The organism is Otoolea muris, from assembly GCF_943193115.1.
In the GTDB taxonomy this organism is placed as follows: Bacteria; Bacillota; Clostridia; order Lachnospirales; family Lachnospiraceae; genus Otoolea; species Otoolea muris.
Map to the genome: position 1 here is coordinate 1 of NZ_CALPCY010000057.1, position 11,939 is coordinate 11,939.

Below are 11,939 nucleotides of genomic sequence, written 5' to 3' on the forward strand. Positions count from 1 at the left end.
ATGTTTTTATGGATATGGAATGCAGCCGGCACCATTCTCTGTCAGGCAGGCCGCTCGTGCGGCATTCCTGGATCAGCTCCAGCCATTCCTGGTCACTGCGGGTTTTCTTTTTCTCTGACATAGCATCATCTCCTGATTATTATTTTTGGAATGGATGGCAGTAGTGGAGCCGCAGGAAAAGCAATAAACGGCTGCCGGGCTACTTTATCAAGAACTGATGTGGACATCCGCTCCAAGCTGATACCATTATAGAGCAAAATCAAGTTCCTGTGGAACGGTGGGTTATTCATCGCTTACGGTACGCCCGAAGTGGCAGGAATTGATACAAGGAGGGATGACAACATGGGCAGGAAAGTGACGCAGGTGGCCTTCGGCATTCCGGAGCTCCCGCGGGATAAGAACGTGGCCGCATACTGCCGTGTATCGTCCGGCAAAGATGCCATGCTGCACTCACTGGAGGCGCAGGTCAGCTACTACAGCGGCCTGATCCAGAACCACAGCGGATGGGAGTACGCCGGGGTCTATGCGGACGAGGCACGGACCGGGACGAAGGACACCAGGGAGAATTTCGTGCGCCTGCTGGCGGACTGCAGGGCAGGGAAGATTGACATGGTGCTGACCAAATCAATCTCACGCTTTGCCAGGAACACGGTGACGCTGCTGGAAACGGTGCGGGAACTGAAGCAGATTGGCGTGGATGTTTATTTTGAGGAGCAGAATATCCATTCGCTGAGTACAGATGGGGAGCTGATGCTGACGGTGCTTGCTTCCTATGCGCAGGAGGAGAGCCGGTCGGCAAGCGAGAACCAGAAGTGGCGCATCAAGAAGAATTTTGAGGAAGGGAAGCCGTGGAGCAGCACGCTGCTCGGCTACCGAAACGTAAACGGCAGGTACGAAATCGTGCCAGAGGAAGCGGAGACCGTGCGGATGATATTTGACTGGTACCTGGAGGGGATGGGGGCGACCGCCATCCGGGATCGCCTGAACGCCATGGGCATAAAGACGAGGCTTGGGAACAAGTGGAGCAGGAGCCCCATTTTAAAGCTGCTCCGCAATTATGCATATACTGGAAATCTGCTCCTGCAGAAAACCTACCGCGAGAACCACATCACGAAGAAGTGCATCAGGAATACCGGCGGGAAGCCGATGTACCATGCCACCGGTACCCATGAGGCTATCATTGACATGGACACGTTCAACCAGGTGCAGGAGGAAATCAGACGCAGGGCGGAGCATTTCAAACATAAGGAAGGGACGGAAACGCCGACATACCCTTTTACCGGCATGGTGAGGTGCTGCCGCTGTGGGAAGAATTACATCCGGTCGGGTGCGCCTGCATACCGGACATGGACCTGCAGGACGCGGAGGAAAGAAGGGCTGGAACACTGCGGCGCAGACATCATTCCAGAGGATGAGCTTTTCCGGCTCACTGCCGAGGTGCTTGGCGGCGGGGTGACGGAGGATGCCGTCAGGGATAAGATAACGGCTATCAGAGCAGAGGAAAACCGCACCTTGGTATTCTGCTTAAAAAACGGGAAAGAAACCGTTAAACAGTGGCAGGAACATGAAGTGGTGCATATCTGCACGGAGGAGCAGAAACGGCAGATCAGCCTGAAAAACTCCGGAAGGAAGCAGACGGAGGAACAGCGCCGACGGCACAGTGAGCGGATGAAGGAATACTGGAAGGGGCGCGAATTCCCGGAGGAGCAGCGCCGGCGGCAGAGCGAAAAGATGAAGGCATACTGGAACGACAGGGAGGCTTCGGATGCCCACAGGCAGACGGTGAGCCGCATGATGAAAGAAATGCGCGCAGGGAACACTGGCGCCGGAAAGGAGGGGGATGGCAATGCCTAATGTGACAGTGATACCGGCGACAAGAAACCTGCACACCGGGGTAAGGAATGATGCGGTGGCAAAGCGGAAGACTGCCGGATACGCCCGCGTCAGCACGGACAGCGAGGAGCAGCTCACCAGCTACGAGGCGCAGGTGGATTATTACACCAACTACATCAAGTCCCGGTCGGAATGGGAATTCGTAAACGTCTATACGGACGAGGGCATAAGTGCAACTGATACAAGGCACCGGAGCGGTTTTAACCAGATGGTGCAGGATGCGCTGGACGGAAAAATAGACCTCATTGTGACCAAATCCGTGAGCCGCTTCGCAAGGAACACGGTGGACAGCCTCACCACGGTCCGGAAGCTGAAGGAGAAAGGCGTGGAGGTTTATTTCCAGAAAGAGAACATCTACACGCTTGATTCCAAGGGCGAGCTGCTCATCACCATCATGTCCTCGCTGGCGCAGGAAGAGTCCCGCTCCATTTCGGAAAACGTGACATGGGGAAAACGGAAGCGGTTTGCGGACGGCAAGGTCAGCCTGGCCTACAGCTCCTTCCTCGGATACCGGAAAGGGGAGGACGGGCAGATGGAGGTTGTGCCGGAAGAGGCGGAGACGGTGCGGCTCATCTACCGGCTGTTCATGCAAGGGCAGACGCCCTACGCCATCGCAAAATATCTGACGGAGAGGAACATCCCGACGCCCACGGGGAAGGAAACATGGCGGCACAGGACAGTGGAGAATATCCTCTCCAACGAAAAGTATAAAGGCGATGCCCGCCTGCAGAAGTGCTATACGGTGGATTTCCTTTCCAAGAAACGCAAGGCGAACGAAGGAGAGGTGCCGCAGTATTACGTGGAGGGCAGCCATGACGCCATCATCGAGCCTGCGGAGTGGCAGCTCGTGCAGATGGAGATACAGAGGAGGAGGAACCTGGGGCGGAGCCATAACTGCTGTAGCCCGTTCTCGGCAAAGCTGAAATGCGGGGACTGCGGCGAATATTTCGGCTCCAAGGTCTGGCATTCCAACAGTAAGTACAAGCGGACGGTATGGCAGTGCAATGCCAAATTCAAGGGTGAGAGCAAGTGCGCCACGCCCCATCTGTACGAGCAGCGGATAAAGGAGCTGTTCCTTGAGGCGGCCGGTATCCTGATGGAGAAGCGGGAGGAGATCATCGGTGACTGCCGGGCGGTGATGGAAGCCCTGGCAGACTGTGGTTCCATCGACACGGAGATGGAGGCGGTCAGCAGCGAGATGGAGGTGACCGCGGGGCTGATCCAGAAGCTGGTCGATGAGAACGCCACCCGGAAACTTGACCAGCACGATTACCACAGAAAGTACGACGGTTATGTCAGCCGCTATGCAGCCTTGGAGAGCCGGATAGACAGCCTGGAAAAAGAGCGGGAGAGAAAGGAAATCCAGTACGACATTTTCAGCGGCTTCCTTGCGGGGCTCAGCGAGACGGTGGAGTTGCCGGTGGATTTCAACAAGAAGCTGTTCCACAGGCTTGTGGATTACGCAACGGTCTATTCGGACGGCGAGGTGGTGTTCACCTTCCGTAACGGCGTGGAAGTAGTGACGGAGATTTAAAGCCAGAAGCGGCCGGGGCATCGGTTTTGTGCCAGATGCTTCCCGCCGCTTTTTTCTGTGCTTGGAAATAGAGTAATTACTGTGTATGGAAATTTGTGAAGAGTTGAGGTATAATTTTGATGCTAGGAATTTTTAGTAAGTCAAAATTGAAAAGGAGTGTTGGTATGATATATGATGGAGTTTTCTGTGAAAACCAAAGGGATATTGTTATAGAAGCACTTAAAACAGCAAAACATAGTGTTGTAATTGCTGTTGCATGGATTAATTTTAATGAATATGGAAGTACCATTTATGAGTTATTGCAGAATGGTGTCAATATTAGGATTGTAGTTAATGATGATGTCAAAAATGCTAGGTATGCAGGATTTATAAAGGATTTACAAAATAATGGATTGCAATTTAAAATGATTCAAATGCCAAAGAATTCAAACTATATGCATCATAAATTTTGCGTTATTGATAAAACGATGTGCATGATGGGATCATTTAATTGGACAAAGAATGCAAATGAAAATAATTTTGAGGATTTGTCTATTAGTCATGATAGAGCTTTAGTAGAAGGATATGTTTCACAATTTGAAACAATATGGTCGTTATCAATAGATGATTTTATTAGATTGAAAAAGCCGGAAATTTGTGAAAGCTGCGGACAACCTAAAGCGTATTTATGTGTATTTGAACAAGAAGGCTATTACCAAACAAAAGCTGATATTTATGAGGTTTGTGGATGTGGTGATTTGAAATGGGTCAATAATGAATTTTTTGATGTCTCTGTTTATATCAATTTAATGGGAATTTTTGAAAGATACTCAGACATGGATGAAGAAGATTTTTTGAACGGATTCACGATAAATGAGCAGGAGCGTAAAAGATCATTAGATTATGAAATAAGCAGGTATTTGTCAAAAGTGCGAAGTGATAGAATGGGCTGTCCAATTATACATGCAGTGGGTATATATGGATGGAAACCTATTTATAAAGATGATGGTGAAAATATTATCCAAGTTCTATGGAAAGAAAGATATACTTCTAATTATGTCATGGATGAATACGTGATAGGGTAAGTTGCAGGTTAATAGGAAATTTTACTAATTTTCATTTAGTTGGAAATCAAAAATGTGCAAAGTCCTTTGGGTGCAAAAAATAACGATAGCCACGCTGAAAAACAGGCTATCGTTATTTTTTACATTCTGGAATATCGAAAGTGCGGCAATTTTAATTAAGAAAACGATAGTCGCTTATGCGGGGATACATCGGCCTTTCTGAAAAGTGTTGATTTCAGAGCGTTTGCGGTAAATTTGAAAACGATAGCACCCACTCAAAAATTGTATCAATCTGGACACGCAATATGGTGTGAGAGGGCGGAGGGGAGTCCCCCCTCCTACTCGATTGCGAAAAAATAGGATGACTGCCATTCGCGTGTTCTCCTGTTTTCATTTTGGAAGCATACATTGGCGGATCTGCTCCTGAATCTGCTTTAAGGTCTTTAAATCAGAATGGTTGATACGCCTGGACACAGTAAACGGTGTTCTTTCTTTTGGCGCTGGCTTTTGGGGGATCTGCAGGCCGGCGTATGAGAGTAAGCAGTTCCAGTTGCTAAGACCAAAAAGGTGCGCTATGTATGCCCATCCGGGCCCGTCGGTTCTTTTATGGTTATATTCAGATGCAGTGCGGATCTGGTGTTTTTCCATTTGTTCTTTAAAGATACCGAGCCAATATTCTTTTGGATGCGCCTTATATTTACGGGTGGATCTTCGGACAAAATCAAGCCTCTGTGGATAGAAGATATCTAAAAACTCCACGACGGTCATCCCAAACCGATTGGCAATGGTCGGGTGCGAGGGGAGCCCCCTGCTCTCGAATTCTTTAGCATTGGGATATCGGCCATGATCCAGAAAGAACTGTTCAACAGTGTCAAAGATCGTTTTTTCATCCCAGCCTGTGACAGGGAGATCATCGGCGAGTTCCTGTAAGGTTTTCTGTACTGCTTTTACTTCTTCATCCTGCGGCAATTGCTCCAGCATGGAAATTGCCCGGATCAATGTTTGTTTTCTCGTCATTTTGATGCCTTTCTTTTGCTTCTCGACAAGATAATATGGTGGGAACTGCATAGGTAGAAAACCGCACGTTCTGTGTAATGTCAAAATTATCAATGGCCTTGATGAGGCCGATGCAGCCGATCTGGAAGAGGTCGTCCACATTTTCATTGCTGCTGGAAAAGCGCTGGATGACGCTTAAGACAAGACGAAGGTTCCCCTTGATATACTGTTCCCTGGCTTCTTTGTCACCGTTTAAAATACGTTTGAACAGTTCCTCCTTTTCAGCATTGCTGAGAAGAGGGAGCTTAGAGGTATTCACTCCGCATATTTCCACTTTATAAACAGCCATGTACCTTACCTCCGCATCATTCTATTTATACAAGAATGATGGACGGATTTGGGCGGATTTATACGGGGCGGAGGTTGAAAAAAATTTCCTGTAAAAGAAGGAGAGAGGGCCTTGACAAATAAGGGGATGAGGTTCGGATCCGCTGCAGAAACGGGAATCCCACAGCCCCTCCCAAATGCCAAAAAAGTAAGATTTCTATCATTTTTGTGCGATTTCGTAAAAAAAATGCGCTTGATCATTTTCCCTTGTTATAGTAATATTAACTAATGCATGAAAATCATAACAGCCCAGCCGGGATCGCGGCTGGACGGTTACGGAATTGACAGAAGGGTTTTAAGGGACATGAACGCCAGGAAAGATTTTGACAGAACCGGCATGCCTTCAGAAGCGCCGCAGGATGAGCCGGCGAGGCAGCAGTATTTTATAGAGAAATGCCGGCAGTACACAAAGCGTTTTTTTGAGAAAAAGGGCCGCGTTCCGACTGCTTTTATACAGACCTTCGGGTGCCAGATGAACGCGCACGATTCAGAGCGGCTGATGGGCGTGCTTCTGGCGGCCGGGTTCGCCAGGGGGGACGGGGAGGACTCGGATTTTGTCCTTTATAATACGTGCACAGTGCGTGAGAACGCGAACCAGCGGGTATACGGCCGCCTGGGGCATTTAAACAGCTTAAAGAAAAAGAATCCGGACATGCTCATCGCCCTGTGCGGGTGCATGATGCAGGAGCCGCATGTGGTGGAGCGCCTTAGAAAAAGCTACCGCCATGTGGATATTATTTTCGGGACCCACAATATTTACAAGCTTGCCGAGCTGCTTTACAGACGGATGGAGGAACGCTCCATGGTGATCGATGTCTGGGAGAATACGGGAGAGATTGTGGAGGCGCTTCCGGGGGATCGCAAGTTTCCGTTCAAATCTGGGGTGAATATCATGTTTGGCTGCAACAATTTTTGCAGTTACTGCATTGTTCCTTACGTGAGAGGACGGGAGAGAAGCCGCGCGCCGGATGATATCGTGCGCGAGATCCGGGAGCTGGTAAAGGACGGGGTGGTTGAGGTCATGCTTCTGGGCCAGAATGTGAACTCCTACGGGAAGACGCTCACGCCTCCAGTCAGCTTTGCAGAACTTCTTAAGCGGGTTGAGGGGATTGAGGGCCTGAAACGGATCCGTTTTATGACGCCGCACCCCAAGGATCTGTCGGACGAGCTGATTGAGGTGATGAGCCGGTCGGACACGATCTGCCGCCACATGCATCTGCCGCTTCAGTCCGGGAGCAGCCGGATCTTAAAAAAGATGAACCGCAATTATACGAAAGAGCAGTACCTGGCTCTGACGGAGAAGCTCCGCCGGGCCATTCCTGATATATCGCTGACAACGGATATCATTGTCGGCTTTCCGGGAGAGACGGAAGAGGACTTTGAGGAGACGCTGGATGTGGTGAGGAAGGCGCGCTTTGACAGCGCGTTCACCTTTATCTATTCTAGGCGGACGGGCACGGCGGCGGCCGCGATGGACGGGCAGGTTCCGGACGATGTGGTGAAACGGCGCTTTGACCGCCTTCTGAAGGAGGTCCAGGAGATTTCCGCCGGGGTCTGCGGCCGGGATGTGCATACGGTCAGAAAGGTACTGGCTGAGGAGAGGGACAGCCATCTGGACGGATGGCTGACAGGACGCCTTTCCAATAACACAATCGTTCATTTTGCCGGAGGGCAGGAGCTGATCGGGACGATCGTGGACGTATACCTGGAGGAATCCAGAGGGTTTTACTACATGGGTTCTTTGAGGGAAAATAAAATGGAGGTTACAGATCATGAAAAAGCATTATAGGGGGCTGGCGATTGCACTGTCCGCGGCGATGATAGCCGGAAGCAGCTTTACGGCGTTTGCAGGGCCGGCCGACGAGGCGAACGGGGCGCAGCCGCCTCAGCAGAGCCAGGGCCAGAGCCCGGCGGGCGACGGCATGGGCGCGCAGGATACGAACGGGCAGCAGAATCAGGATCAGCAGGGCCAGCAGGATCAGCAGGATCAGCAGGGCCAGCCGGAACAGCCGCCCGCGGAGCAGAACACCGCGATCCATACGGCTGTGAATTATGCGTATGAAAGTCACGGCGATGTGACGGCGCTTTCCTTTAACCTGATGAATTTTCCGGGGATAGGCGGCGTTTCCTACCGCGCCTATACAAACACGGGCGGTTTCTTATGGTGGTATCATGACGGCCTTCCGACCGGCGTGGCCGGCGACGGGAGCTATGTGGAGGCGATTCAGCTACAGCTCACCGGAGAGGCGGAGAAGCAGTTTGATATTTACTACAGCGTGACCTCCTCCGGCCAGGGCAAGATGGGTTATGCGAAGAACGGGGAGCTGGCCGGGACGAAGGATATCGGTGAAAAGCTGATGTCCGTGGAGGTCGTGATGGTTCCCAAGGGAGGCCAGGCTCCGCAGAGCGGCGCGCCGAGATACCGTTCCAACATTTCAGACCGCTTGGTGCTGGCTGAGAACGGGACGATCATGTTCAATGAGGACGGGACCGGCTACAACGGCTGGATGTCCCATGACCATGAGCGCTACTATTTCGTGGATGGCGTGGCGCTGACGGGCTGGCACTATGTAGACGGCCTTAAGTTCTGCTTTGACTCCTGGGGACGCCTGATCCAGGATGTAGACGCCCTGATCGGAAAGCAGTCGAGCTATCTCCTGAAGGTGAACAAGACCTTAAACTGCTTAACAGTTTATGCAAAGGACGGGGACAACGGCTATATTATCCCTGTGAAGGCCATGCTGACCTCTGTGGGCGACGACACGCCGATCGGAACCTTTAAGACGCCGGAGAAATACCGCTGGAGGCTGATGGTCAATGACACCTATACCCAGTACGCGACGCGGATTACGCAGGGTTTCCTGCTTCACTCCATTACATATGAGCACACAAAGGAGGATTCCCTTCTGACTGTGGGCTACAACGGGCTCGGGGTGACGCGCTCGCTCGGCTGCGTGCGCTTAACATGCGGCAATTCCAAGTGGATCTATGACAACTGCGCGCTTGGGACCTCGGTTCAGATCTATGAGGATCCGAACGTAGCATCCCCGTTTGACAAGCCGGAGCTGATCCCGATTTCCGAGCAGCAGCGCTGGGATCCGTCGGATCCGCTGTTTCAGTAGATAGGTATTGTCATGAAAGATGATTTCATGGCGGATTCGCCGTTCTCTGTCCGCATACCGGATACAGGGCAGATGACAGACAAGGGTGCGGCTGTGAAATAAGGAACTGTCAGAAAATAACTTGTGCAGATGGTTTTCAGGCGAAGCCGGATGCACAAGTTATTTTTGGGCAGTTCCTGATTACTATATACACGCCGGGAGACGCGGGGTGTTTTTGTGAGTGAAGGCCGCAAAAACACCGAGGGCAGGGATGTGAGCAGTAACGGTTCCTGATATTTATGAAGAGAGGTAAATGCGGTGCTTTCACCAATGATGACACACTATCTGGATACGAAAAAGGAGTATCCGGACTGTATCCTGTTTTACAGGCTGGGCGATTTTTATGAGATGTTCTTTGAGGATGCGCAGACCGTATCCCGGGAGCTGGAGCTTACTTTGACCGGAAAGGACTGCGGCATTGAGGAGCGCGCGCCGATGTGCGGCGTTCCGTATCACGCGGTGGAGGGATATTTGAACCGTCTGGTCAAAAAGGGCTATAAGGTGGCCATTGCGGAGCAGATGGAGGATCCGAAGGCGGCAAAGGGCCTTGTAAAGCGGGAGGTCATCCGCGTCGTGACGCCCGGGACGCTCACAAATTCCCAGGTGCTTGAGGAGACGAAGAATAATTACCTGATGAGCGTTGTGTACATGGACAATGTGTTCGGCCTTTCGGCGGTGGATGTCAGCACCGGCGATTTTCTGGTGACAGAGGTCAAATCCGAGCGGGCGCTCATGGATGAGATTTTTAAATTCAGCCCGCCGGAGCTCGTCTGCAATGAGGCGTTCTGCATGTCCGGCATTGATTTCGGGGAGCTTAAGGAGCGGCTGGGGATTGTGATCTCCTCGCTGGAGAGCCGCTTCTTTTCGGATGAGGGCTGCCGCGGACTCTTAAAGGAGCATTTCCACGTGCATCACTTAGACGGGCTGGGGCTCGGCGATTACGGGATCGGCGCGATCGCGGCCGGGGCGGCGCTTAAGTACCTCTATGAGACGCAGAAAAACAGCCTGACGCACATCACGCGCATTTCCCCGTACATGGCCGGGCAGTTTATGATGCTTGATGTTTCCACGCGCCGCAATCTGGAGCTTCTGGAGACGCTGCGGGAAAAGCAGAAGCGGGGGACGCTTTTGTGGGTGCTGGACCGCACGAAAACGGCCATGGGGGCCAGGCTGCTGCGGAGCTTTATCGAACAGCCCCTGATTGACCGGGAGGAGATAATCCTGCGCCAGAATGCCGTGGAAGAGCTGAATATGAACTACATTTCCAGGGAGGAGATCAGCGAATATTTACATTCCATCTATGATCTGGAGCGCCTTATGGGGCGGATCAGCTATAAGACGGCGGGGCCCAGGGATCTCGTCGCCTTCTGCCGTTCAGTGGAGATGCTGCCGCACATCAAGCGCCTTTTGCAGGAGTTTTCCGGCGGACTTTTAAAACGGACAGAGGAAGATCTCGACCCGCTTACGGATCTGCAGGAGCTGATTGCCGCGGCCATTGAGGAGGATCCGCCGCTCTCTGTGCGCGAGGGCGGAATGATCCGCGAGGGCTACAACGAGGAGGCGGATCATCTGCGCCAGGCGAAGACCGAGGGCAAGGGATGGCTGGCCGAGCTGGAACGGGAAGAGCGGGAAAAGACGGGCATTAAAAACTTAAAAATCAAGTTCAATAAGGTATTCGGCTATTATTTTGAGGTGACGAATTCCTTTAAGGACATGGTTCCCGGCTACTTTGTGCGCAGGCAGACTCTGACGAATGCGGAGCGCTATACCACGGACCGCCTAAAAAAGCTGGAGGATCTGATCCTGGGGGCGGAGGACAAGCTGTCTGCCCTGGAGTATGATCTCTTCTGCCAGGTGCGCGACACCGTGGCCGGGGAGGTGAAACGCATCCAGAAAAGCGCCAGGGCCATTGCCATGACGGACGTCCTGGCCTCGCTTTCATCCGTATCGACCCGCTATAATTACGTTAAGCCCCACATCAATGAAAAGGGCGTAATCCGCATCAAAAACGGCCGCCATCCGGTCGTGGAGCGGATGATGGGCAGCGATTCCTTTGTGCCCAATGATACGGTCCTGGACAACGGAAAAAACAGGATTTCGATCATTACCGGCCCCAACATGGCCGGAAAATCCACTTACATGCGCCAGACGGCCCTGATTACGCTGATGGCCCACATCGGCAGCTTTGTGCCGGCCGAGGAGGCGGATATCGGCCTGTGCGACCGGATCTTTACGAGAGTCGGGGCTTCGGACGATCTCGCCAGCGGCCAGAGCACGTTTATGGTGGAAATGACTGAGGTGGCGAATATTCTGCGGAACGCCACAAAAAACAGCCTCCTCATCCTGGACGAGATCGGGCGCGGGACGAGCACCTTTGACGGGCTTTCCATCGCCTGGGCCGTGGTGGAATATATCAGCAATCCCAGGATCCTGGGGGCCAAGACGCTCTTTGCCACCCATTACCATGAGCTGACGGAGCTGGAGGGCGCGCTTTCCGGGGTGAATAACTACTGCATCGCGGTCAAGGAGCAGGGGGAGAACATTGTGTTCCTGCGAAAGATCGTAAAGGGGGGCGCGGATAAGAGCTACGGTATCCAGGTGGCCCGGCTGGCCGGCGTCCCGGAGCCGGTGATCGCGCGCGCGCGGGAGCTGGTGCAGGAACTGAGCGACGCGGATATTACGGTGCGCGCCAGGGAGCTTGCGCAGGGGGCGTCACAGCAGGGAAAGCGGCGCGTGGCCAAGGCGGACGAGCTGGAGCTAAAGCAGATGAGTATGTTTGACACGGTGAGCGAGCAGGAGATTATTAAGGAGATCCTGGAGCTGGAGCTGAACCGGATGTCGCCGATCGATGCGCTGAATACGCTGGATAAGCTTCAGGCCAGGCTTCGGAACCGGTGGACGAATGGGTGAAGATTATATGCTCCG

The 11,939-nt window shown here is 52.4% G+C and carries 8 protein-coding genes and 1 pseudogene; 6 read left to right on the top strand and 3 right to left on the bottom strand.

Features of this window, described 5'->3' with window-relative positions; genetic code table 11:
* A partial coding sequence (gene tnpA / locus NFS31_RS28400) for an IS66 family insertion sequence element accessory protein TnpA (protein WP_416389494.1) occupies positions 1–121 on the bottom strand: 121 nt, incomplete at its 3' end.
* Positions 122–342: 221 nt separating this feature from the next.
* Between tnpA and NFS31_RS22140 the strand changes: the two genes are divergently transcribed.
* The 3 genes from NFS31_RS22140 to NFS31_RS22150 all read left to right on the top strand — a co-directional run bounded on the left by NFS31_RS22140 (position 343) and on the right by NFS31_RS22150 (position 4,491).
* Positions 343–1,854: a recombinase family protein gene (locus tag NFS31_RS22140; protein WP_251500063.1), complete on the top strand. Its 1,512-nt coding sequence runs from the start codon at positions 343–345 to the stop codon at positions 1,852–1,854.
* A complete protein-coding gene (locus NFS31_RS22145; protein WP_331482816.1) occupies positions 1,847–3,427 on the top strand; it encodes a recombinase family protein in 1,581 nt (526 codons plus the stop codon). The genes NFS31_RS22140 and NFS31_RS22145 overlap by 8 nt, the downstream gene beginning before the upstream one ends.
* Before the next feature lie 164 nt (positions 3,428–3,591).
* Positions 3,592–4,491: a phospholipase D-like domain-containing protein gene (locus NFS31_RS22150; protein ID WP_251500065.1), complete on the top strand. Its 900-nt coding sequence runs from the start codon at positions 3,592–3,594 to the stop codon at positions 4,489–4,491.
* A gap of 369 nt (positions 4,492–4,860) precedes the next feature.
* On the opposite strand, the gene NFS31_RS22155 is transcribed toward NFS31_RS22150, so the two are convergent.
* Together NFS31_RS22155 and NFS31_RS22160 are read right to left on the bottom strand one after the other, a co-directional pair.
* The gene (locus tag NFS31_RS22155) at positions 4,861–5,487 is read right to left on the bottom strand and encodes a hypothetical protein (RefSeq protein ID WP_251500068.1); all 627 of its coding nucleotides are present in this window, start codon (positions 5,485–5,487) and stop codon (positions 4,861–4,863) included.
* A gap of 23 nt (positions 5,488–5,510) precedes the next feature.
* A pseudogene (locus tag NFS31_RS22160) lies at positions 5,511–5,815 on the bottom strand (sigma-70 family RNA polymerase sigma factor); the annotation flags it as partial.
* A 342-nt stretch (positions 5,816–6,157) separates the two neighbouring features.
* On the opposite strand from NFS31_RS22160, the gene miaB reads away from it, so the two are divergent.
* The 3 genes from miaB to mutS all read left to right on the top strand — a co-directional run bounded on the left by miaB (position 6,158) and on the right by mutS (position 11,924).
* Entirely contained in the window at positions 6,158–7,642 is a 1,485-nt protein-coding gene (miaB, locus tag NFS31_RS22165; protein ID WP_251500071.1) for a tRNA (N6-isopentenyl adenosine(37)-C2)-methylthiotransferase MiaB, read from the top strand.
* Positions 7,626–8,975 (top strand): L,D-transpeptidase, encoded by a 1,350-nt coding sequence (locus NFS31_RS22170; protein ID WP_251500074.1) that lies wholly within the window; start codon positions 7,626–7,628, stop codon positions 8,973–8,975. Before miaB ends, NFS31_RS22170 begins: the two co-directional genes overlap by 17 nt.
* 309 nt (positions 8,976–9,284) lie before the next feature.
* Positions 9,285–11,924 carry a DNA mismatch repair protein MutS gene (mutS, locus tag NFS31_RS22175; protein WP_251500077.1) on the top strand — a complete coding sequence of 880 codons (2,640 nt, stop codon included), beginning with the start codon at positions 9,285–9,287 and terminating at the stop codon, positions 11,922–11,924.
* Positions 11,925–11,939 lie beyond the last annotated feature (15 nt).